This is a genomic window from Bacillus sp. EAC (assembly GCF_002156875.1).
In the GTDB taxonomy this organism is placed as follows: Bacteria; Bacillota; Bacilli; order Bacillales; family Bacillaceae_G; genus Gottfriedia.
This window is the reverse complement of the sequence record NZ_NCSY01000004.1, coordinates 415,290-437,365: the sequence shown is the minus strand read 5'-3', so window position 1 is coordinate 437,365 and position 22,076 is coordinate 415,290. Positions and strand designations below refer to the sequence as shown.

The 22,076-nt window shown below is 32.3% G+C and carries 24 protein-coding genes; 9 read left to right on the top strand and 15 right to left on the bottom strand.

Annotation, left to right across the window (positions count from 1 at the left end):
• Positions 1–2: 2 nt before the first annotated feature.
• From B7R65_RS09655 to B7R65_RS09630, 6 genes are all read right to left on the bottom strand, one after another.
• Complete coding sequence (locus B7R65_RS09655) at positions 3–1,274, bottom strand: MFS transporter (protein WP_088042550.1); 1,272 nt, start codon at positions 1,272–1,274, stop codon at positions 3–5.
• Positions 1,275–1,389: 115 nt separating this feature from the next.
• The gene (locus B7R65_RS09650) at positions 1,390–2,622 is read right to left on the bottom strand and encodes a helix-turn-helix domain-containing protein (protein WP_088042549.1); all 1,233 of its coding nucleotides are present in this window, start codon (positions 2,620–2,622) and stop codon (positions 1,390–1,392) included.
• Positions 2,623–2,702: 80 nt separating this feature from the next.
• Positions 2,703–3,536: a DUF6944 family repetitive protein gene (locus tag B7R65_RS09645; RefSeq protein ID WP_088042548.1), complete on the bottom strand. Its 834-nt coding sequence runs from the start codon at positions 3,534–3,536 to the stop codon at positions 2,703–2,705.
• Between the two features lie 414 nt (positions 3,537–3,950).
• Positions 3,951–4,607 carry a potassium channel family protein gene (locus B7R65_RS09640; RefSeq protein ID WP_088042547.1) on the bottom strand — a complete coding sequence of 219 codons (657 nt, stop codon included), beginning with the start codon at positions 4,605–4,607 and terminating at the stop codon, positions 3,951–3,953.
• 12 nt (positions 4,608–4,619) lie between these two features.
• Complete coding sequence (locus tag B7R65_RS09635; protein ID WP_088042546.1) at positions 4,620–5,933, bottom strand: TrkH family potassium uptake protein; 1,314 nt, start codon at positions 5,931–5,933, stop codon at positions 4,620–4,622.
• 163 nt (positions 5,934–6,096) lie between these two features.
• Entirely contained in the window at positions 6,097–7,011 is a 915-nt protein-coding gene (locus B7R65_RS09630) for a DMT family transporter (RefSeq protein WP_088042545.1), read from the bottom strand.
• Between the two features lie 115 nt (positions 7,012–7,126).
• Between B7R65_RS09630 and B7R65_RS09625 the strand changes: the two genes are divergently transcribed.
• The 3 genes from B7R65_RS09625 (at position 7,127) to B7R65_RS09615 (ending at position 8,917) form a co-directional block, all read left to right on the top strand.
• Positions 7,127–7,858 carry an alpha/beta hydrolase gene (locus B7R65_RS09625; RefSeq protein ID WP_088042544.1) on the top strand — a complete coding sequence of 244 codons (732 nt, stop codon included), beginning with the start codon at positions 7,127–7,129 and terminating at the stop codon, positions 7,856–7,858.
• A gap of 115 nt (positions 7,859–7,973) precedes the next feature.
• The gene (locus B7R65_RS09620) at positions 7,974–8,489 is read left to right on the top strand and encodes a YjcG family protein (RefSeq protein WP_088042543.1); all 516 of its coding nucleotides are present in this window, start codon (positions 7,974–7,976) and stop codon (positions 8,487–8,489) included.
• On the top strand, positions 8,486–8,917 hold the full coding sequence (locus tag B7R65_RS09615; protein WP_088042542.1) for a GNAT family N-acetyltransferase: 432 nt from the start codon (positions 8,486–8,488) through the stop codon (positions 8,915–8,917). Before B7R65_RS09620 ends, B7R65_RS09615 begins: the two co-directional genes overlap by 4 nt.
• 196 nt (positions 8,918–9,113) lie before the next feature.
• On the opposite strand, the gene B7R65_RS09610 is transcribed toward B7R65_RS09615, so the two are convergent.
• Entirely contained in the window at positions 9,114–9,371 is a 258-nt protein-coding gene (locus tag B7R65_RS09610) for a hypothetical protein (protein ID WP_088042541.1), read from the bottom strand.
• A gap of 122 nt (positions 9,372–9,493) precedes the next feature.
• On the opposite strand from B7R65_RS09610, the gene B7R65_RS09605 reads away from it, so the two are divergent.
• On the top strand, positions 9,494–11,794 hold the full coding sequence (locus tag B7R65_RS09605; protein ID WP_088042540.1) for an ATP-dependent helicase: 2,301 nt from the start codon (positions 9,494–9,496) through the stop codon (positions 11,792–11,794).
• A gap of 64 nt (positions 11,795–11,858) precedes the next feature.
• Here B7R65_RS09605 and B7R65_RS21720 read toward each other — a convergent pair whose 3' ends face one another.
• The gene (locus B7R65_RS21720; protein ID WP_088042539.1) at positions 11,859–12,062 is read right to left on the bottom strand and encodes a cytochrome C oxidase subunit III; all 204 of its coding nucleotides are present in this window, start codon (positions 12,060–12,062) and stop codon (positions 11,859–11,861) included.
• A gap of 67 nt (positions 12,063–12,129) precedes the next feature.
• Positions 12,130–12,483, bottom strand: coding sequence for a DUF1360 domain-containing protein (locus B7R65_RS09595; RefSeq protein ID WP_088042538.1), 354 nt, complete (start codon positions 12,481–12,483; stop codon positions 12,130–12,132).
• Positions 12,484–12,684: 201 nt separating this feature from the next.
• On the opposite strand from B7R65_RS09595, the gene B7R65_RS09590 reads away from it, so the two are divergent.
• The gene (locus B7R65_RS09590) at positions 12,685–13,188 is read left to right on the top strand and encodes a CotY/CotZ family spore coat protein (RefSeq protein ID WP_088042537.1); all 504 of its coding nucleotides are present in this window, start codon (positions 12,685–12,687) and stop codon (positions 13,186–13,188) included.
• Between the two features lie 60 nt (positions 13,189–13,248).
• Here the strand turns inward: B7R65_RS09590 and B7R65_RS09585 are convergent, their stop codons facing one another.
• Complete coding sequence (locus B7R65_RS09585) at positions 13,249–13,734, bottom strand: CotO family spore coat protein (RefSeq protein ID WP_088042536.1); 486 nt, start codon at positions 13,732–13,734, stop codon at positions 13,249–13,251.
• A 239-nt stretch (positions 13,735–13,973) separates the two neighbouring features.
• Between B7R65_RS09585 and B7R65_RS09580 the strand changes: the two genes are divergently transcribed.
• Together B7R65_RS09580 and B7R65_RS09575 are read left to right on the top strand one after the other, a co-directional pair.
• The gene (locus B7R65_RS09580) at positions 13,974–14,447 is read left to right on the top strand and encodes a spore coat protein (protein WP_088042535.1); all 474 of its coding nucleotides are present in this window, start codon (positions 13,974–13,976) and stop codon (positions 14,445–14,447) included.
• Positions 14,448–14,898: 451 nt separating this feature from the next.
• On the top strand, positions 14,899–15,564 hold the full coding sequence (locus B7R65_RS09575; protein ID WP_088042534.1) for a DUF2642 domain-containing protein: 666 nt from the start codon (positions 14,899–14,901) through the stop codon (positions 15,562–15,564).
• Positions 15,565–15,641: 77 nt separating this feature from the next.
• On the opposite strand, the gene fabI is transcribed toward B7R65_RS09575, so the two are convergent.
• The gene (fabI, locus tag B7R65_RS09570) at positions 15,642–16,412 is read right to left on the bottom strand and encodes an enoyl-ACP reductase FabI (protein ID WP_088042533.1); all 771 of its coding nucleotides are present in this window, start codon (positions 16,410–16,412) and stop codon (positions 15,642–15,644) included.
• A gap of 251 nt (positions 16,413–16,663) precedes the next feature.
• On the opposite strand from fabI, the gene B7R65_RS09565 reads away from it, so the two are divergent.
• A complete protein-coding gene (locus tag B7R65_RS09565; RefSeq protein WP_088042532.1) occupies positions 16,664–17,824 on the top strand; it encodes an FtsW/RodA/SpoVE family cell cycle protein in 1,161 nt (386 codons plus the stop codon).
• Positions 17,825–18,339: 515 nt separating this feature from the next.
• Positions 18,340–19,083 carry a bis(5'-nucleosyl)-tetraphosphatase PrpE gene (gene prpE, locus B7R65_RS09560; RefSeq protein WP_088042531.1) on the top strand — a complete coding sequence of 248 codons (744 nt, stop codon included), beginning with the start codon at positions 18,340–18,342 and terminating at the stop codon, positions 19,081–19,083.
• 204 nt (positions 19,084–19,287) lie between these two features.
• Here the strand turns inward: prpE and B7R65_RS09555 are convergent, their stop codons facing one another.
• Genes B7R65_RS09555 through B7R65_RS09540 form a run of 4 tightly spaced genes read right to left on the bottom strand, consistent with a single transcriptional unit; the run spans position 19,288 to position 22,038 of the window.
• Positions 19,288–20,196 carry an RluA family pseudouridine synthase gene (locus tag B7R65_RS09555; protein WP_088042530.1) on the bottom strand — a complete coding sequence of 303 codons (909 nt, stop codon included), beginning with the start codon at positions 20,194–20,196 and terminating at the stop codon, positions 19,288–19,290.
• Between the two features lie 8 nt (positions 20,197–20,204).
• The gene (locus B7R65_RS09550) at positions 20,205–20,999 is read right to left on the bottom strand and encodes an NAD kinase (protein ID WP_088042529.1); all 795 of its coding nucleotides are present in this window, start codon (positions 20,997–20,999) and stop codon (positions 20,205–20,207) included.
• A 15-nt stretch (positions 21,000–21,014) separates the two neighbouring features.
• Entirely contained in the window at positions 21,015–21,638 is a 624-nt protein-coding gene (gene yjbM, locus B7R65_RS09545; RefSeq protein ID WP_088042528.1) for a GTP diphosphokinase, read from the bottom strand.
• Between the two features lie 16 nt (positions 21,639–21,654).
• Positions 21,655–22,038 (bottom strand): UPF0738 family protein, encoded by a 384-nt coding sequence (locus B7R65_RS09540; protein WP_088042527.1) that lies wholly within the window; start codon positions 22,036–22,038, stop codon positions 21,655–21,657.
• Between the last annotated feature and the right edge of the window lie 38 nt (positions 22,039–22,076).

The following is a 22,076-nucleotide window of genomic DNA, read 5'->3' as shown; positions in this document are numbered from 1 at the left end:
TATTACATTGTTTGTTCTTCCACCGTTACATTTACTTGTTTTCCCTTAATAAACAAGCTTAGTAAAAATGAGATAAATAAGACGCTTGTAGAAAATACGTATAAAGAATTGATACTATATTTATCTATTAAGAATCCACCTAGCATCATACTAATTGGTGCAGTAATGGCTGATAAAGTTGAGAAAATTGCCATGACTCTTCCATAATATTGTTTGTTTACAACTTTTTGTACGTAAGTTAAGACTGGAATTAGCATCGTAATATTGAGCATGCCGCTACCAATAAACACGACAATTAATAGCGTTAAGTAGATTGTATAGGATAGATATTTCGTATCATACAGACTAAAAAATAGAAACTGGCTTATGATTGCTAAAAACATAATACTAAAAGCAATTTTTAATAGCTTAAAAGGATTTTCTGCAATTTTTAGCTTTGGTAGAATTAGTGTACCACACACCCCACCTAGTGCTGAAGCTGAGTATAGATAGGATAAATGCATTTCTGGTGCATGAATGTATTCCTTCATTAAAAATGGTAAAAGGACAGATTGAATCGGACCATTTGCTAGATTAATAATGTTTACCATAACTAATAACCATAAAATTGGTTTGTTTTTGGAGATAATATACACGATTCCTTCCTTTAATTCGCTGAATACATTCTTGGTTTGTTTTCTTTCTTCTTGAATTGAATTTTCCTTAATAAACATTGCTCCTAGTCCAGAAAGTAAATAGGATATCCCATTAATAAATACGAGTATCGTAGGACCTAAAACTGCATACATGATTCCTGCTAAAAGAATACCAAATACATCTTTAATACTATAAGTTAAGGACATTAGTGAATTCGCTTTAAGTAAGTCCTCTTTATTAACAATTGATGGAACTAATGCTTGAGATGCTGGGGCAAATAACGCTCCATTAACAGCGATCACAAATGTGGTGAAATAAAGTACGTATAAAATCAATTGTTTTTCATCGATTAAAACCATTGTCAAACCACAGCCTATAACTGCGATACCTCTAATAAATTCAGTTATATAAATAATTTTCACTCGATTCCACCGATCTGTATAAACGCCTCCTAACGGTGTTAATACTAACCAGGTTACCGCTCCAATCATACCGTAAAATGATAATTGAAGTGCCGAATGAGTTAAGTGAAGAATATATAATCCAATTGCAAAATTGAAGAGTACATCACCGATACTCGAAGCAAATGTGCCACTAAAAAAATAAAGGAAATTTTTGTTTTTTAAGATGTTAATCATTCATATCCCCCCTATTCCTCATTATAGAGCACAAGGGAATGGTTTGATATGCAGCAATCGTGAGAAATAGCGGCTCCAATAAACCAACTAAAAGTCTAAATAAACAATAAAGTTCTCACAATCGATTATTTTTTAACTTTAAGTAACCTTGTTTATAGAAACGATTACTTTCAATAAAGTAGTTCCAGATATCTTCTACTATTAAATCATTCAATAAATTTTGGTGCCCATCTTGTTCATATCGTTTTTGTAATTCCTCAACCTTTTCCTTATTAATTACCTCATTTGCATTAATCATTTCAAAAATTTCATATAAGTATTGATAATACTTATCTACAACGGCTCCACGATCAAATTGTATGCTTTCATCAAATTTATTTTGAAATAAATATGCTAAAATTTGCATCAAACTAGTATACTCACTTAAAGTTTGATCTGTATTAAGTAAGGTTTTAATGTGATTAAATAAAGTCGTTGCATTTTCTTTCTTCTCTTTTATTTGTATGTATAAATAGAGTGTCAGTGTGGTAAGTAAAATATCATTTCGTTTTATTTTTTGGGCATATAAAATAGCTTTTTCAAAGTAAGATTCGTATAAATCCATTGAGCCTAAATGATAGATTAATATGCCTTGAAATTGATGGATTAAGCTAACACAAATAATATTGACCTCTTCTAAGTAAAAGCTTAATGCTTTCTCTGCGTAGATGACTGCACCATAATAACTTCCTAATTTAAAATCTACATTTGCTAAGAAATAATATAAATGCCCTGATTCCATCGATTCTTTCGCTAGTACTAATTTTTCTTTTGCTCTAATAAAATCCTTCTCTTTTACAAGTAAATTGATAGCCTCGTAAAAAAAGTATCGATGCTTTTGAACCTTATTTAATAACCCCTCAACGCTTTGAATCGTCTTTTTTGCTTTTTTAAATTTGTCTTGATGATTCGTACCACAGTAAAATGCGAGCTTCGCTATGTAATAATCGATGATTAAAGGCGAGTGAATTAATTTATTTTCGTTACTTTCTAATGATTTATAAATCTCTCTCGACTTTATAAAACCATTTAAATTTAATTCTTCAAAAAATGAGACAAGCTTATCTTTATTTCCTTTTACAAAGTGATACTCATCCGTGTATTCAATATGTAACTCCTGAAAAATTAAACGAATCATTTCTAAACTCGGTACAACCTCACCGTTTTCTATTTTACTTAAGTAAGAAGGCACGCATATCCCTTCACTTAATGCTTGTTGACTCATATTTTGATTGATTCGATTAATTTTAATAATCGAACCTAATACAGTTAGATTTTCTTTTTGAATTAAAAGTTTAAGGTTGTTCATGAAAATCACCACATTTCCTGTCCAAATCTCAAAAATTATTTGTCTATGTACCCAGAACTAACATCGGTCATTTCTTATTGTTAGTTCTTTTTCCTTACTTCAGAATATTCCGCTGACGTACTACTCTTTTTATTTACTGTAGTTGAGGTACTTGTATTCTTTCTCTTTCTTTTCTTTCTTCGTTTTTTGCACTTTTTCTTCTCTAATTCTTTTTCCAGCTCTCGTAATCTAGCTAGTACTCTTTGTTCAGAAACAGCCGAGATAATTGAACCACCTGCTTGGATCCAGCTACCACTATACTTTACTAATTCACTCAGTTGAGCATTCATTTTTATATGCTCACTTATTGTATATTCTTCACTTTCAATCGCATATTCCAAGACTGATAATCCATCTTCCTCTTCTAACTCTCCATATTCGCCAATTAATACTTTCTCATCGATAATCTCCAAATCAATTAAACCTGCAATTGCTTGTAATGTATTTCCTATCGACTGCAATAAGTTTCCTATAATGCCTAGTGGAGCTTCTCCATTTGGAACGAGTTCAAGGAATTCAGCAATCGCAGCAAGTAACCCACCAAAAGCTTGTTGGGCGTTACCTGTTACATTTAATTTTATTTTCTTAACCTCATTATCTGTTGTATTTATACTAAATAATACTGTCACATTCCCTGATGCCTGTATTACTTCCCCTGCTTCTTCTAATTTAAAGTCATCAGATGCGCCAACTTCAATAATATTCCCAATGGCTTGAAATGAATTTCCGCCAAAATCTAATTGTTCACTTACGTAATCCCATCTTTTCTTATCTTCACCTTTTAAACTCCTCAGTGGTGTACTACCGATTGCAGCCGCAATGGTCCCAATGGCGGTAACCCATGATCCTATTACCACAACTTTTTGGTTAGTCAAATTTCTAGCCACCAATCCTTGAAAAGTCAATGTGACATAGTATATTCAACTATGTTACCTAAACGTTCCAAATGGGCCATGTTAAATTTCACTTTGGATTATCTTCTTAAAAAAGGCTCTTTTCTAAAAGATTGTTATTTTTAAAAGGTTTTTTAAAGCAACCTGTAAATAAAGAAAATGATGAACGGATATGCGAGACTCCTGTGGGAGTAGCGGGACAGATGAGACCCCGCAGTGGTCAAAAAGGTAGGCATGCTAATACCACGACGTCCTGTCGTAACGCATGCATGACCCACATCGTGTGGGCCCAGGAGGCTCATCGTACGCCACACTAAAAAGCGAGCAACCTGGAGTGAAAATCTACAATTCTCCATGTTTACTAGCAACAAAATTTACGAAAACAGCCTACAAAAATTATCCGATTTTCGTTTTAAAAAATTCAATTTTCGTTTTTTCACCAACTATGAAAATAAGATCTCCACTCTCAAAACGAACATCACCTATATTTGAGACAATTGGTTCACCATTACGTATGATTAAAACAACATTAATACTATATTTCATTGAAAAACCAATTTCCCTTAATGTTTTACCAATTAATATATCTGGAATAACTGTTTCAACCCCGGCAACATTTTTTGTGATTTCAATGTATTCAATGATTCCACTCATTGCTTCTAGTCGTGCGGCTTTGTGACCTGCCTCTTCTTCAGGATAAATAACTAAGTCCGCTCCAATACTTTCTAATATTCCTCCGACTTCACGATTAATGGCTTTACATACAATTCTTTTTACTTTTCTTTCTTTTAATCTTCTTGTTATTAAAATCGAAGTTAACGGATCACTTCCGATTGCAACAAAGACCGCGTCAAATTGAATGACATTTAAATCCTCTAGCAAAGCCTCTTCGCGTAAATCACCAATTACACCATACTCTGTGTATTCTTCGAGTTCCTCTAGTGTAGCTTTTTTTTTATCACATACTGCAACTTCATGTCCTAATCGATCTAATTCTTTTACAATTCCTCGTCCAAATCTTCCTGCACCGATTACCAAAAATTGCTTTACCATTTTGTCACTCCTCTATCCAATCGCTAAGTCTTTTTCAACATATTTAATCTTTTGTTTATCCACTCTCAAGACGAAATAGATCATCGTAAAGATACCTATTCTCCCTATAAACATTAGTAAAATTAAAATAACTTTAGTCATACTATGTATATTTGTTGTAATCCCTAAAGAAAGCCCTGTATTTGTGATTGCTGAAATCACCTCTAACAATATTAAATCTAATGAATATGACTCAATGATTGTAATAAAAACTGTTGCAAAAAAGATTAAAAACAAAAAGCTCATCGCAATAACAAAGGCACGATCTACTACAGTTCTTTTAATCGTTGCTCTAAAAATAATGGTGTCTTCCTGTGATCTAATCACGGCTATCATCTTCGCTACTAGGACTGAAACTGTCGTTAAACGAATACCACCTGCAGCACTCGACGAAGCACCACCAATATACATCAGCATTAAAATGATCAATATAGCTGGTAATGTTAAATGTGCAATATCAAGTGGAGCAAAACCCCCATTACGAGTCGTTACCGATAAAAAAATAGAATTTGTAAGTTTATCGAATGTAGATAAATGTTTAAAGGCATTGTTTCTTTCTAATACCCAAAAAAGTACAGAACCAATAATCATAAACGAAAAATGGAGCCTCATATTAATTCTTGTAAATAATGATTTCTTCTTTTTATATGAAAAAATATACTCCATAATTGTTGGATAGCCTAATCCCCCTATAAAAATAAGTGCTGCAGTCACAAATAGTACAACATTATTCTTCTGAAACGATATTAGACTATTGCCAAATAAATCAAATCCAGTATTTGTAAAACTGGCAATAGAATGAAATGAAGTAACGAGAATAGCCTCAGGTATGGTGTTATATTGATTTTTAAACTGACCGTAAAATATTAAACCACCAATGAATTGAAAAATAAGCGAAGTAAATAAGACGGATAAACTTAATCTCCTAATTGATTTCATACTGCTCTGGTTTTGGTCTTTAGATAAAACAAGTAAGTTTGAGATTGTCATCCGTTTACCGATTACCATAAATCCATAGCTTATAAATACAACTATACCAATTGCACCAATTTCCATTTGGATCATTAGCAAAAGCTTGCCCCAAATATTAAATGTTTCTACAAGATTTACTGTTGTTAATCCAGTCACACTTATTGCACTAGTTGAAACAAATAAACTATCTATAAATGAAAGATTAGCAATTCTAGTAAATGGCATTGAGTAAAGACTTGCAAAAACGAATGTAATTAAAATATAGGCTATAAACATGTAATGAAGTGGATTCTTTTGTTTCTTCCTTTTTTTCATCTAATACTTTTCTCCTTCTAAATCTCCTCAAGAAAATTTATGGAATAAATTGTTAATTTCATTTACTTTCTATTCTACCTATTTTCAAATAAAAATAAAAAACTTTTAAATCAATTAAGTTAAATTGATTTAAAAGTCTATTTGAAATTACTTTTATTTTCGATTAAGCTGATGTTGTGTTATTTGTTTCAATTTGTAGTGACGACACATCTTTTTGTTGGCGAATTAAATACATAAATACACTTACAATTACGATTGTCCCTCCAATTAGTTGGAAGGTTGACAACATTTCATGAAGCAAGAAAAATGCTAAAATAGAAGCACCAACGGGTTCACCTAAAATGCTCATTGAAATGGTTGTTGCATTTACATAATTTAATAAATAGTTATTAATGATATGTGCTAATGAAGGAATAATTGCTGACGCGATAAAAATCAACCAATCTTTTGATTCATAATGAAAGAAGTTATCCATTGTAACTAGATTATAGATTGTTAAAAATGCCGCCGAAAAAGCAAAAACCCAGAAGCTATAAACCCAATGAGATGTATTTTTAACAGTTGTTTGTCCAACCATTAAGTAGAGTACAGCTGCGATTACACTTAAAAATGATAAGATATCACCTTTAAATGCTGTCATACTTAAACCTATATCACCAAAGCCAATTAAAAACACACCGATAATTGCTATAATCATACATATTTTCGAATGAATGGATGTTCGTTCTTTAAAAACAAAATAACCAAGAATCATCGCTACAAGTGGTTGAAGAGCTAAAATAATTGTTGAACTTGCAACTGATGTAAATACTAATGAACCATACCAAAGGATAAAATGAATTGCTAACATTAATCCACCTAGAGCAAAAGATTTATAATGCGATTTTTCTAAGGCTTTTAATTCGCTTTTGCGCTTTAATACGATTGGTAGCATCCATAAACATGTAAACCAGAGGCGATACATACTTAAAACAGATGGAGATGCATCTGTCCATTTAGCTAATATTGCAGAAGTTGAAATGGCAATGATTGATATGATTAATAAAGAGATCATTGCATTCGGTTGTTTTTTGTTCATGTTTCACCTCGATTTTAACTTTTTTTGTAAGCGCTAATTCTTTTTACTTTTCATAATTTTTTCAATGAAGTAACATTAATTATATCATCCTAGTGAATAGAAGAGGAGACATTTTATGATTCAACAAACAAATGGTACTAGAGAAGAACATACTCTTTTTAGTACGCATATTCAAAAAGAAATTACATTTACAATATACTATTCAAGCCAGTACACTCCGTTAATAAAACATCACCTTTTAATTGCCCAAGATGGCCAAGATTATTTTAACCTTGGGAAAATTCATCGTGTGATCGAAAAACTAACAAAAGAAGGCTCAATCCAACCTACGATTATTGTAGGCATTCCTTACTCATCTCCGGAAGAACGTTTTTCTCTATATCATCCATCACAAATTGGACAAAGAAATTATATTCGCTTTTTAGCTGAAGAGTTACTTCCATATTTAGATAATCATTTACCTTTACTTGGATTAGCACATAGTAGAACTTTAATCGGAGATTCTCTTGGTGGAACAGTTTCATTACAAGCAGCCTTTACATATCCAAATACTTTTGGACAAGTCATAATGCAGTCCCCTTTTGTAAATGAAGATGTGACAGACTTTTTAAATAAAATTAATTTAACGTCTATTTTATCAATCATTCAAACAGTGGGAAAACAAGAAGATAATGTTTTTACGCCGAGCAAACAGTGGGTCAACTTTGTAAAAGATGGACTGCATTTAAAAGAAATGCTATCTAAATTCCCTGTAGAATTACAGTATTTTGAGTACGATGGTGACCATACTTGGACGAATTGGGAGAAACAATTAGAAGACTTATTAAAAAATAGTCTAGCTAAATAAGTCGTTGAACTTATCGATTTTCTAAAAATTTGGTATAATTAAAATTAGTTATTCTTATATATAGTTAATTATTAATAATTAAAATATAAAGTTTCGAAAACAGGAGGTAATATTTATGAAATGTGGCGTTGTTCTTTTCCCATCTAAATTCGTTCAAGATAAGGCTAATGAGTATAGAAAACGTTTTGATCCAGCTTATACGTTAATTTCTCCTCATGTGACAATAAGAAGTGGATTTGAATTAAATGAGGATCAGCTTCCAAATGTTATTGCTCAATTGCATGAAGTTGCTAAACAAATTGAACCTTTTGATTTGGAAATTAATAAAGTTAGCTCTTTTGCACCTGTAAATAATGTCATTTATTTTAAAGTTACACCTGTAGAAGCTCTTAAAGAGCTTCACTTAAAAATGCACACTGGTGCATTTCCTGAAACAAAAGAATATGCTTTCGTGCCTCATATTACAATTGGTCAAAAATTACAAGATGCTGAATTCTCGGATATTCTAGGACAGCTTAGTATGATTCAATTCTCATACAAGGAAGTCGTTGATAGTTTTAAACTAGTTTATCAATTAGAAAATGGTGCTTGGGAAGTTTATGAAACATTTAAATTAGGTGCGAAGAAATGAACATTCGTACAATAGTTGCAGCAACAGATAAAGAAATTCAAGACGCATTAAATATTCGAATTGACGTTTTTGTTGAGGAACAACAAATTTCAAAAGAATTAGAGTTTGATGGATTAGACGATGAATGTATCCACTTTGTTTCCTACGATGGTGAGCAACCAATCGCTGCAGGACGTCTTCGAAAGATGGAAACGACTGGTAAAGTACAACGAATTTGTGTACTTAAGGATTATCGAGGTAAACAAATTGGGAATGAAATTATGAACTTAATCCATAAAACGGCTAAAGAACATGGGATGGATCATTTAGTCCTTCATGCTCAGGAGTCTGCGATACCTTTTTATGAAAAATTAGGTTATCACATTTCTTCTGAACGTTTTTTTGAAGCTGGTATCCCTCACGCAGAAATGAAATACACATTAAACTAATAGTTAAAGCTAAGGTTACATTTGTAAGCTTAGCTTTTTTTATTTTTATTAGGCTGTTTTTATGAGCTTTGTTTCTATTAAAAAAGTTATTCGTGGAATTCCACTACAGGAGTCTCGCATATCAGTTCGTCATCTTCTTTATTTACAGTTTGTTTTAATAACCTTTAAAAAAACAACAATCTTTTAGAAAAGAGACTTATATTAAAACATTTACGAATCTTCCAATTCCCGTAATCTGACTAAAAGTTTTTTGAGTCTCAAAATCTTCAATCAAATTATTAATTTGAGTACTTTGATAAATTGTCATAGCATTTTTAAATCTTTTTTCTTGATTGTTCTTGGAAAATTTTATTTTTGGAACTTTTGTAAACATAAACGGCGCTTGTAAAAAACCGCTTTTCTGTGCAGCAAAGTGATGATAAGTTGAGTAATGCAAAGGTGGAATATATCCCATTTTAATTCCCTCTTTCCTTTATGAAAAAATATACTTTTTTCCAATTAGACTTATTCACTGTTCGTACACAATTCTTTTTGGTAACATAGATGAGTCTGCTTTAAATTTCAAGGGGGAACAATATGAAACTAGCACGTTACCAAAACCAAACAATTAATTTACCAGAATTCCCTCGTTCTAGATATGAGGAAATATATCAAGCGAGTATCCGTGGTGAAGTTAAATGTATACATTGTCATTCAAATTTGTATTTAACTTTATCCATATATGATATTCCTCATTTTAATCATACGAATAAAGAACAAAACAAAGAATGTTCGAATGCTTTAATTGAAATAGAGAAGGATTTCGAACCAAAATCAGTTGAAATCTCAGTCATAAAAGAAACAAATGATAGTGGTATTTTTAATCTGCCAATTAAAAGGTCAATTTCGTCTACTACTACAATTGAAAAAGTAGAAGAGGAGAAGTTTAATTCCAGATTACCTTTCTATCATATTCCTCCTTATCAAAAAAATGAAAATCATAGTAGTAATCAAATAATTAACCAAATGTCTTTAGACGAACAACAGTGGAAAGCTGTCACACACACAGGTTCACCTTTACTCGTACTTGCTGGAGCAGGAAGTGGTAAAACACGTGTAATTACTACTCGAGCGATGAATTTAATGAATAGTGGTACATTGCCTCGTGAAATGATGCTCGTTACATTTACTTCTAAGGCATCCTTAGAAATGAAAGAACGTATGAAAAGTTTTGGTTTTCCGATCCAGCAAATGGAAATCGGGACATTTCATAGTATTTTCTATAAAATGCTTTTACGCTTTGATCGTGATAAATGGGATTCTAGTCGGTTAATTAAGTCAGATTTTCAAAAGGAGATTATGCTAAAGCAAATTGGAAGAAGACTTGAAATAGACGAAAAGTCATTCGCATACGATCAAGCGATTCAACAAATTGGCTTATGGAAGAATTCATGTATGTATCCACACGAAATTCGTTCCGCTGATGCATGGGAAGAACAAGTTGCATCCCTATATGAGGGCTATGAATCGATAAAAAAGGAAAATGGTCAATTTGATTTTGATGATATGCTTTTAGGTTGTTATGAAATGCTAAATGAGAATCCTGAGTTACTTACTCATTACCAAAATCGATTTACATGTTTATTGGTTGATGAATTTCAGGATATTAATAAAATACAATTTAATATCTTAAAAATCCTTTTTCAACATACAGAAAATATTACTGCTGTCGGTGATGATGATCAGTCAATTTATGCTTTTAGAGGCAGTGATCCAAAATTTATTTTAGACTTCAAAGAATATTTTACTGGTGCTAAAATCTATCATTTAAGTGAAAACTACCGATCATCCCACGGGATTGTCTCATTAGCAAACGAAGTAATAAAGCCTAATAAAAATCGATTTGTAAAATCAATGCATGCTCAATATGATTCTGATAAAGTTCCTTCTTTTTTCTTTCCATATGATGAAGAAGAAGAAGCTACTATGGTCATTAGCGATATTAAAGAAAAAATTAGTAATGGAGCACATCCTTCTCAATTTGCTATTTTATATCGAACAAATACAGCATCTAGAGCAATATTTGAACGTTTAATAGCTACTAGCTTACCATTCACTATCGATCAAGATGGCGACTCATTTTATGATCGCCCAATTATCCGAAAAATGATTTCTTTCTTATTATTAATAGAAGATGAAGACCATCAATCTGCTTTAAAAGAAATACTCCCTGTATTTTTTCTAAAGCAACAAGCTTTTCAAGAGGCTAAAATGAATAGTGTCCTTCAAAACCTTTCATTTTTAGAGGCATTTACAACAATAAGTAGTGCCGCTACCTTTCAGCTTAAAAAAATCGAAAAGCTTATTAGTGTATTACGATACTTAAAACGAGCTACACCATTAGAAGCAATTGAACGAATTGAAGAAAGTCCGGCATTTGTTGACTACATCAAGAAACGTGGGAATGAATCAAATAAAATTGAAAGACCTTCTGATGATTTAAGAGATTTAAAAGTAGTTAGTAAAAATTTTAAATCAGTTCGAGAATTTGTTGATCATGCATTTCATATTGCAGCTAAATTTAAAGAATATAAACAACAAAAAAACAAGTCTTCTAATGGCTCTATTTCCCTTTTAACTGCTCATCGATCCAAAGGGTTAGAATATGACTTTGTATACATTCTTGGCGCTGTAGATGGTGGATTTCCACATGATTATGCATTAGAGTCATTAAAAAATGGTTCGCTCGATCAATTAGAGGAAGAACGCCGTTTATTATATGTGGCATGTACAAGAGCAAGAAAATTATTATATTTATCAATTCTTCAAAAACGAAGAGGAAAAAAAGCCAATCCATCAAGACTAATTAAAAGTTTTATTCGAAAAGTCACCGATTAACTTAATAGACATAAAAATAAAGGTGAGCATAGATTGCTCACCTTTTTCAAATTGGTTTTTATAACTAACGAGTTGTTCTTCTTCCACTACCACAACCACAGCCTTGTTTTTTTACATATCCATCGGGTTGACTTTGTTGTGTATATTGATTATTTTGCACTTGATTCGTTTGTTGCATTTGCTGTTGTTGTTGCATTTGTTGCCATTGTTGTTGTTGGATTTGCTGCCATTGATAAGGTGTATATTGCCCCTGTTGTCGATTATACATAGCTTCCCTCCTAAAAAAAGTATTCTTCTTAGTATATGAAAGGAATAATTAATCGTTCAGACAAATATCACAGACTTAACCTATTAACCACTGCTTCTACGACTCCTGCGGCACCAGCTATCGATAATAAAATGATTACAATTTCTCCCACATGTGGAAATAATACATATATTAATAGTAAAAACGCTGTACACCACATCCCACTACACCAAGTGCAACTTAATAATTCGCCAATAAAATATTGAATACCTTTACCTTTTATTTTAGTATAAGTGACGGGCATCCCGTCTTCTTCTATAATGATTTCATCAATAAACGGCCTTCTAAGAAATGATGTTATTTTATCATAAACGACTAGTCTAGTTAGTCGAAAACTGGCAAGTGTTAGAAGGACTAACAGTAACCACGTCATATTAATCATTTAGATAGCCTCACTCTTCAAATGTATATATTTCATGTTGCTAATTGTAAATTTATTCATACTATCAACACCATATACCTTTTTTGATTTCTATCTTATAAGCCCATTTATCCAAAAAGCAAAAATCAGCAGTAACCGATTTTCGCCACTTTAATATCATATTAATGTAATATCCATCTTAAATGATAAGGAGTGAAAAAGATGAGTTGCAAAGATAACCACAATAAAAGAAAAAACAACTGCGTTTGTGACGTTGTAAAATTCATAAATGAATTACAAGATTGCGCAACACACAGTTGCCCAACAGGTTGTGATGTTCCATTCTTAGGTGCTAACCCAAATGTACCTCTTGCAAATACTCGCCCTTTCCTATTGTATTTAGCGAACGGTGAATTGTTTAGAGTACCAGCATTCACAAACAACAGAAATCAAGGTCAAGATGAAAATAAAGATGGCAACAAAAACAACAATTGCGTTGATACAGTTGTGTTCCGTGTTGAAAGCGTAGATGATTGCTGTGCAGTTTTAAGAGCATTAGTTCCAGCTGACAATAATAATAATAATAATAATAAAAATGATAATAATTCTTTCTGCGATTTAGTAGGCAATCTGTTCTTCGCTGCCTCTAACACTTGTGTTACTGTTGACTTAGATTGCTTCTGTGCAATCCAATGCTTACGTGACGTTCACGTTACAAATCTGTAAGAAATGTAAACTAAAAAACTATGGGTGGTAGATATCATTATCTACCACCTTTTTACAAGCTTAAATTCCAACCATTTGAATACTTTCTATATCTTTTAAAGGAATTTCAATATTATTATTTCTCGATGCGATCTTTACCGAAACATTTCCTTCGCTATATGCAATGATATAGCCTATAAATAAATCATTATTTGTTCGAATACGACATTCGACTTTCGGGATATAATGAGGTTTATTAACCATAAACTGGACTTTTTCTTCGTTCGTCATCGCTTTAAATGGTTTTTTTACCCAACCTTGATCCACTGGTTCTTGATCAGTCATTTCTTCATCTTCTTCATCGAATTCATCGAATTCTTCTACTTCTTCATATTCTTCATCTTCTACATACTTCGAGTCTACATATTCTTTCTCTTTTGTTTTTTGGTCTTGCTTACCTACTTTCACTACATAAGATTGTTGTATATTTAATTTGGCTTCTTCAAGGTCAGGTTGAGCAATGTATAGTAAAGGTTTTACTGCTTCTTTTGATTCTTTTCTTGCCATTGTTGTTCCTCCCTCGTAAGTGTGCTCTTATAAAATATATGTAAGGACAACAATTCTCATGTTAGTTTTTTTAGCACTGAATAAGCTATCACTTACTCTTTTTGTATACATTGCCCATCAACAATTGACTAATTTTATACATATTTGTAGAAATTGGACAAATATACTAGTACAAACAATTGACAGGGCACATATAAATACATTGTAACCGCACAGAAAAAACAAGGAGCGATGAAAAAGTGAATAAAGAGTTATTCTCAGTATTCGTAGGTAAAGGAGTTAAGATTGGTCGAGGAGGTCACGAATCTAAAGAAGGTTTGTTACTTGGTGCATATGATACGCATATTGCTCTTTTTAACGAGCAAGAAGGTGTAATTTATTACTCATATTCTCATTTAAAAAGTGTAACTTCATTTGCAAAAGGTAAATTAAGCTATGATGAGATGTACAATACGATTGAATTATTACCAAATGATAATTTTGTAGATTTATTAAATTCACAAGTTAGAGGATGGGTAAAAATTAATCGTGGTGGCCCTGACAAAGTAGAAGGTATTCTTCTTGATGCAAACAGTGATTATGTAGAAATTTCTTTTAACGATGAACTAGTTTATATAGCTACTTATCATATTAAAAGTGTAAGTTTCGGAGAAAGATTTGAAGTTTACGAAAGAAGTAATACGACAAGCCAAACATTAAGAAGAAGAAAATAATGTTTAGATCGGTCGTTTTATACTTATAAAACGACCCTTTTTTTAACAATTATTTTTCATGCCATTCTAATTATGTGACTCATCGTACCATTAATCTTGATTTTCTATTATGAAACATAAAATCATAATTTCGATAATTTATGTAGTAGTTAAAACTTATACTTAATTTTGAGTGGTACTTCCATATTTTTAAATCAATAAAGGATGTATGATTACCTAAATATCATAAAAATCTAACTAAAATCATACAGATATCATTTATTTTAGACAGGCACTAATACAATTTGACTATCTTTAAATGAAACTATTTCTATAAATATAGACAAACTATCAATTCTACCAGATGAAATTCTAAATCTTTCTCATTTTTATAACAAACTATCATGACCATCATACAAAGTCTAAATATATGTAGATTCATATGGTTTATCTTTAAAGAAAGGAGAAAATCATGGCAAGTTTTAAAAATTTTCTCAACAAACAAGTTACAATCGAATTATCTGGCAAAAATCTTGTAACTGGTATCTTAATTGAAGTTGGAAATGATTTAATCGTTGTTTTCAATGGAGAAAATTTCCTCTATATTCCTCTGCTGCACATTCACCACCTTTCCGAAAGTTATATTGAAGAGTCTTATGGAACGGTTCCTTCATTACAAGAATTAGAACATGAAAAAGATGACTTATCTTTACGTAAAGTACTAACAGCAGCAAAAGGAATTTTCGTTGAAATTCAACTCTCAACCGATCAGTCTTTTCATGGATATATTACGACAATCATGAATAATTATTTTGTTTTTTATTCACCGATTTATAAAGTAATGTATATCTCATTACAGCATTTAAAATGGTTAACCCCTTATCTCACTGAACAAACCCCGTATATGTTAAGTAATAATTTACTACCTGTTAATCCTTCGAATATTCCACTAGCAAGAACGCTAGATGTTCAATTAAATAAGTTATTAGGTGAATTAGTCGTAATTAATAGCGGTGAGAATAATGAATATATAGGTAAACTCGATACAATTGATTCAAATTTTATACAATTAGTTACATCAAGAGGAGAAAGTCTATTAATAGGTCTACGTCATTTAAAAACAATATTTATCCCTTAAAATATTACACGTTCAATTAAAAAAGGTGCCCAATTATGTGAATATCACAAATCAGGCACCTTTATTTTTTTGATGAATTAACCCATAATATGATAGCCAGAGTCTACATGAATATTTTCTCCAGTTATTCCTCTTGCTAAGTCACTAAATAAGAATAAAGCAGAATCTCCTACTTCTTCTTGCGTTACATTTCTACGTAATGGTGCTTTTTCTTCAATCTCTTTTAAGATTGAGTTAAAGTCTCCTACACCTTTTGCTGAAAGCGTACGAATCGGTCCAGCAGAAATAGAATTTACACGGATATTATCTTTACCTAAGTCATTTGCAAGATAACGCACTGACGCTTCAAGGGCAGCTTTTGAAACACCCATTAAATTGTAGTTTTGCATTACGCGTTCTCCACCTAAGTACGTTAAAGTAACAATACTTCCGCCTTCGACCATAACTTGCTTCGCTTCACGGGCAACTGCTACTAATGAATAAGAGCTAATATTTTGTGATAATAAGTAACCGTCACGGCTAGTGTCTACAAAGTCACCTTTTAAATCTTCTTTGTTTGCGAATGCGATACAATGAGCAACTCCATGAATCGTTCCTACTTGCTCTTTAATAGAAGCAAAGCATTTTGCTAAGTCTTCATCACTTGTTACATCACATTGAACAAGAATGTTTCTTGGGTTTTCAAGACTATCAGATAATTCACGTACACCTTTTTCTAGTCTTTCATTTGCATAAGTAAAAATTAAATCTGCTCCTGCACTATGTAAAGATTGTGCGATTCCCCAAGCGATACTACGGAAGTTTGCAACTCCCATAACTACAAACGTTTTACCTTTTAATGATATCATAATTCCGCTCTCCTTTATTATTAGTTATTAGTAGTAGATACTAAAATAGTAGCACAAATTATTTCAATTGGAAATAGCAAAGTTAGTTATTATATTTATCACATAAATTCATAAGAAAATCATTAAATTAGTGACAGTTCAAAGTTTTGAATTCCTTTCATGACAAAAATAAACTATAATGATGATTGGCGTACATTAAAATTACCTATATATAGTCATACTAATAAAACATAATATAGAGAGGTGAGGACATGAAGGAAGACCGTACATCTCCCTTTCAAATTGATTTTAAATTACTTTTTATTCTATTTTGTATAGCTGCTGTTAGTTATTTAGCAATTACAAGTGCACAACCTAGCCTTCCTGCAAATCTAAGAAACATAAACTTTGCTGCCCAACAAATTAAATGGTATATCATTGGTTTCGTTGGAATTGCTGTCATAATGATAATTGATTTTGATCGTTATAAAAATGTGATCTGGTATATGTATGGAATTGGTTTACTTCTATTATTAGGATTAGAATTCCATGTTCCAGGCGCTAAAACCATTAAAGGTGCAACTGCATGGTACAGTATTCCCGGTGTGGGTAATTTCCAACCATCGGAGTTAATGAAAATTTTCATGATCATTATACTAGGAACAATTATTTCAAAACATAACGAAACTTATGCAGTTCGCGGAAAAAGAGAAGATTTTCTACTTTTAGGTAAAATATTCGGTATCGCTTTACCACCTTTATTACTTATTGCAAAGGAACCTGATTTAGGTAATACAATGGTTATGTGTGCCATTATCGCTACGATGATCTTAGTGTCTGGAATACGCTGGCGCTACATTTTAGGACTAGTTGGCCTTACTCTTGCACTAGGTTTATTCATGGTTTATCTTTTCTTATATCATTTTGACTTTTTTACAGCTCATGTATTAGAAGAGTATCAATTGAACCGTTTTTACGGATGGCTAGCACCATATGAATATCCTTCTCAAGGATATCAGCTAACACAAGCCCTAATGGCTGCTGGTTCTGGTATGTTATCAGGAAAAGGATATCATAATGGAGAAGCTTATTTCCCTGAGCCACATACCGATTTTATTTTTACTGTAATATGTGAACAATACGGATTTATTGGAGCAAGTATTGTAATTTCTTTCTTCTTCCTATTAATATATCGTATGATTCACATTGCTTTAGAGAGTAATGACAAATTCGGAAGTTATTTATGTGCTGGTGTAGTAGGTATGTTTACCTTCCAAATCTTCCAAAACATTGGAATGACAATTGGTTTACTGCCAATCACAGGAATTACATTACCTTTCGTAAGCTACGGGGGAAGTTCACTTGCAACCAACCTTCTAGCAATTGGTTTTATCCTAAACGTAAGATCAAGAACAAATAAATATATGTTTTAATTAATTCCGTGGAGACACATCGTTTCATAGGTAAGCTTAAATTGCTTCTAACGTATAAAATTTGATGTAGACTTTAAACATTAAAAGGACCAATGAAGGTTGAGAATTCACCTTTAATGGTCCTTTTTATATTGAGTTTTATTAATTCTTTATGCTCGATAATAAAAGATTGTTGATTTCCACTTCGTGATGCTCACTTTCCGCGGGGCTATGCGTTGAGCCTTCTTGGCGCTATGCGTCTTGCGTGAGTCTAAACTGTCCCGCATCTCCCACAAGAGTCGAGCACCTTATGCTCCATTCAACTTCTATTACTAATCGATTGTACTTAACGTTAGCCTGACCATAAAAACACTCTTTTAATGGAACCCTTTTTTAAGTATCAGCATTATACACTAACAGAGCGATTCTTTAAAAAGTCGCATTTCTTTTTGAATTATGAAGAATTGCATATACTAACCTTAAGCTATTTTGCCTGGGATATTTCTAATCCGAAAATTTATAAAAGGACTGATTTGATGAGTTATGATGTGATTGGGGATATTCATGGTTGCTATGATGAATTCGTACAATTGACTCGAAAACTTGGTTATTCATGGGTTACTAATGTACCAATTCACCCCGAAAATCGAAAATTAGTTTTCGTAGGAGATTTAACAGATCGAGGGCCACAATCATTAGAAGTCATTAAAGTTGTTTACGAATTAGTTATGAAGCAGAAAAATGCATTTTATTCTCCAGGTAATCATTGCAATAAACTGTATCGGTATTTTCTTGGAAGAAATGTAAAAATTCAACATGGACTCGAAACAACAGTAGCAGAATTAGACGCTTTGAACGGGAAAGAACGCCAACATATTCAGAATATGTTTATAAAGCTTTATGAGGCCACTCCACTTTATCATGTATTAGATCATGGAAAATTAGTTGTAAGCCACGCTGGCATACGAGAAGATATGATTGGAAAGCATTCAAATAATGTTAAGACATTTGTTTTGTATGGTGATATAAATGGAGAGGTATTACCAAATGGTATGCCAGTAAGAAAAGACTGGGCAAAAGAATATAAAGGGAAATCATTAATCGTCTATGGTCATACTCCTATAAAAGAGCCAAGAGAATTAAATAATACAATTAATATTGATACAGGTGCTGTATTTGGAGGGAAACTAACTGCGTTATCTTACCCAGAGCTTAAATTTTCTTTTGTGCAATCAACTATGCCTCTAATTGAAGAGAAATTTAGCCACTATGAGGACTAGCCGTAATTTCCAAATAAAAAAGTAGGTAACCTAAAGGTACCTACTTAATTACTGAATAAGCTGCGTCCGCTCTTCAGTTATTTTAGTTTCTTCCATCCCCATGGTAGAAACACTACATTTACTAAAATAAGCTATTAGACTACTATTGTCAATAAATTCTACAAAATTTAGACAAATAATCCACTTGACATATATGAAAAAATTTCACCATTTCATTTGGCAGTTATTTGAGATTAACCAGTCGGATAAATCTTTTGGGAAACCGATTTCAAACAAATATTCTTTTTTTTCAATTGGATGTTCAAATGATAATTTAAAACTGTGTAGTGCTTGTCTACTCAACGAGTCAGTAGAACCACCATATAGATCGTCTCCGACTAACGGATGCTGAATGTGTGACATATGTACACGAATTTGATGAGTCCTACCAGTTTCAAGTTGTAATTGGACAATTGAATAGGCATCCAACGATTGGATTACTTCAAAATGAGTAATTGCTTCTTGCCCTTCATCCGAAACTTCTCTTTGGATTATACTATCACTCTTTCGTGCAATTTTAGCCCGTATAGACCCCTCTTTTTGATCCAAAGTCCCATGGACAATTGCCATGTACTTTCGACTAACACTTTTTAATTCATTTTTAGAAAATAAGTAATGAATATAACGATTTTTTGCGATTAGCATTAAACCCGATGTATCTTTATCTAGACGTGTAACTATATGAATGGTTGATTGAAGACCAATCTTATTATAATAATGTAATATGCCATTAGCTAATGTCCCTGTTGGATGTTCCCTTGAAGGAATACTAGGAATACCAGCAGGCTTATTTACGACCAATACAGCGTCGTCTTCAAAGATTATTTCAAATGGAACATCCTCAGAAATTAAATCTTCACTAGGCTTTTCGATTGGAAAGCATACAGTAACAATATCCTTTTCGTTTACTACGGATCGAACCGTCTTTTCTAACTCATTAACTGTTATTTTTCCACCTTGAAATTTAATATCGGTAAGCGCACGTTTAGAGAGTTCCTTTAATTTTAGGAACTCTCTTAAGAGCATACCATCATGTTCTCTGTGTGCTTCCCATGTTAAACTAAACTGTTTCATTTCTTCACCTATTCTTTTACAAAAGAATCCACTACTCGTTTCCAAAATGGGAAAGGTCTAAAACGAGCAAAGCGTACTTTTTCTTGTGCAACTCGGCATTGAATCGATTTCACGTCTTGATGAACAATTGTTTTATGATCTAATGTAATTTGAAAATTGGCATTTCGTACTGGTTTAAGTAAACATGTATGATGTTTTGGTAGTACAAGTGGTGAACCTATTGTACGGAAAACACGATTATTAATCGAAGCCATTTCAGCGATCTGAATTGCTTCAATCGAAGGATGAATAATCGCTCCACCTAATGCTTTATTGTAAGCAGTACTGCCTGAAGGTGTAGAAATACAAAGTCCATCACCTCTAAACGTTTCAAAATGTTGACCTTTTATTTCAACATCAATTACTAAAGTACCTTCAAGTCCTTTAATCGTACATTCATTTAAGGCAAGTGTTTGGGTTTCTTTACGACCGTCTTTATAACGGATGATCACTTCCAATAGTGGATATTCCACTACTTGGAAAGGAGTTTTAGCAATTGCGATAACTAGCTTTTCAACTTCACTTGGTACCCAATCCGCATAAAAACCTAAATGACCAGTATGAACACCTACAAAAGACACTTTATCTAATAGATGTGTATATCGGTGAAATGCATGAAGTAATGTTCCATCTCCACCAACCGATATAACAATCTCTGGTTCAGCCTCATCATATTTAAAATTAAAACTCTCTAAATAATCCTTCATACGCTTAGTAAGATTATTAGATTCCTGATCACCCTTTGACATTATAGCGAATTTCATTTTCTCGCCCTTTCCTTATTGGTCGTTTTTTTTCGAGAATTCAGCTTGTGCTTCTTGTATTTCCCCTCTAATAAGCGACATCTCTTCATCAAGTAAAAATGCTGCTTCAGCTGCTCGTTGTAATCGCTCAAGAATGTTTTCAGGGTATTGCCCTTTATATTTATAGTTTAGTGAATGTTCAATCGTAGCCCAGAAGTTCATCGCAAGCGTACGTATTTGAATTTCAACAAGAACGTTTCTTTCTCCTTCAATCGTTTGAACAGGATATTCTACTACTACATGATAAGATCGATATCCACTCTTCTTTTTGTTCGTTATATAATCGCGTTCTTCTACAATTTTAAAATCTTTCCGTTTTCGAAGAAGTTCAACTACAGTTTTAATATCTTCAACAAATTGACACATCATTCTCAGACCAGCAATATCTTGTAATTCCTCATTTAACTTTGATAATGGAATTCCCTTTTTGATCGACTTATTAACAATACTATGAATAGGTTTAACACGACCTGTAACGAATTCGATCGGTGAATGTTGACTAGTCTCTTCAAACTGCTTTCTTATGCCTTTTAACTTGATTTTCAATTCACTTACTGCCTGTTCATAAGGTGCTAAAAAACTTTCCCATTGACCATTCATTTAAATCACCACCAACTTACTTCTCTTCTAAAAATACCTTTTGAATTTGTTTTACAAATTCTTCCCCATAATTAAAGTTACCTTCTACATTTTGAACTAAATAGGTTAGTTCATCATTCCAACTATTTAATTCAAGCTGACCGTCTCTAGATTGTAGAAAAACCTTTTGATGTTGATCATTTGCCTTTTTAATATGAGCCCAAAGTGTGACTGGGATTGTAATATATACAAACTCTTCATTTTCTTCTATTATATACAGTAATGAATTTTGTTCAGAATCTGCAATCATCGTACCAATCTCATGGCAATTATCAAAATTTAGGGTTTCATTATCTTCTATTTTAAAAAATAAACCATCTTCATTTTGAATGATTTCTTCTATTGTAAGCATTTTTCTCATTGTAAATCCTCAACCTTTTTAATGTATGTATTTTATTC

Bases quoted from the DNA above. Each gene is read 5' to 3' on its own strand.
- prpE (WP_088042531.1), top strand. From the start codon at position 18,340: ATGAGTTATGATGTGATTGGGGATATTCATGGTTGCTATGATGAATTC.
- B7R65_RS09555 (WP_088042530.1), bottom strand. From the start codon at position 20,196: ATGAAACAGTTTAGTTTAACATGGGAAGCACACAGAGAACATGATGGT.
- B7R65_RS09635 (WP_088042546.1), bottom strand. From the start codon at position 5,933: ATGAAAAAAAGGAAGAAACAAAAGAATCCACTTCATTACATGTTTATA.
- B7R65_RS09595 (WP_088042538.1), bottom strand. From the start codon at position 12,483: ATGATTAATATGACGTGGTTACTGTTAGTCCTTCTAACACTTGCCAGT.
- B7R65_RS09615 (WP_088042542.1), top strand. From the start codon at position 8,486: ATGAACATTCGTACAATAGTTGCAGCAACAGATAAAGAAATTCAAGAC.
- B7R65_RS09620 (WP_088042543.1), top strand. From the start codon at position 7,974: ATGAAATGTGGCGTTGTTCTTTTCCCATCTAAATTCGTTCAAGATAAG.
- B7R65_RS09625 (WP_088042544.1), top strand. From the start codon at position 7,127: ATGATTCAACAAACAAATGGTACTAGAGAAGAACATACTCTTTTTAGT.
- B7R65_RS09640 (WP_088042547.1), bottom strand. From the start codon at position 4,607: ATGGTAAAGCAATTTTTGGTAATCGGTGCAGGAAGATTTGGACGAGGA.
- fabI (WP_088042533.1), bottom strand. From the start codon at position 16,412: ATGATATCATTAAAAGGTAAAACGTTTGTAGTTATGGGAGTTGCAAAC.
- B7R65_RS09655 (WP_088042550.1), bottom strand. From the start codon at position 1,274: ATGATTAACATCTTAAAAAACAAAAATTTCCTTTATTTTTTTAGTGGC.
- B7R65_RS09610 (WP_088042541.1), bottom strand. From the start codon at position 9,371: ATGGGATATATTCCACCTTTGCATTACTCAACTTATCATCACTTTGCT.
- B7R65_RS09605 (WP_088042540.1), top strand. From the start codon at position 9,494: ATGAAACTAGCACGTTACCAAAACCAAACAATTAATTTACCAGAATTC.
- B7R65_RS21720 (WP_088042539.1), bottom strand. From the start codon at position 12,062: ATGTATAATCGACAACAGGGGCAATATACACCTTATCAATGGCAGCAA.
- B7R65_RS09590 (WP_088042537.1), top strand. From the start codon at position 12,685: ATGAGTTGCAAAGATAACCACAATAAAAGAAAAAACAACTGCGTTTGT.
- yjbM (WP_088042528.1), bottom strand. From the start codon at position 21,638: ATGAATGGTCAATGGGAAAGTTTTTTAGCACCTTATGAACAGGCAGTA.
- B7R65_RS09540 (WP_088042527.1), bottom strand. From the start codon at position 22,038: ATGAGAAAAATGCTTACAATAGAAGAAATCATTCAAAATGAAGATGGT.
- B7R65_RS09550 (WP_088042529.1), bottom strand. From the start codon at position 20,999: ATGAAATTCGCTATAATGTCAAAGGGTGATCAGGAATCTAATAATCTT.
- B7R65_RS09575 (WP_088042534.1), top strand. From the start codon at position 14,899: ATGGCAAGTTTTAAAAATTTTCTCAACAAACAAGTTACAATCGAATTA.
- B7R65_RS09650 (WP_088042549.1), bottom strand. From the start codon at position 2,622: ATGAACAACCTTAAACTTTTAATTCAAAAAGAAAATCTAACTGTATTA.
- B7R65_RS09585 (WP_088042536.1), bottom strand. From the start codon at position 13,734: ATGGCAAGAAAAGAATCAAAAGAAGCAGTAAAACCTTTACTATACATT.
- B7R65_RS09565 (WP_088042532.1), top strand. From the start codon at position 16,664: ATGAAGGAAGACCGTACATCTCCCTTTCAAATTGATTTTAAATTACTT.
- B7R65_RS09630 (WP_088042545.1), bottom strand. From the start codon at position 7,011: ATGAACAAAAAACAACCGAATGCAATGATCTCTTTATTAATCATATCA.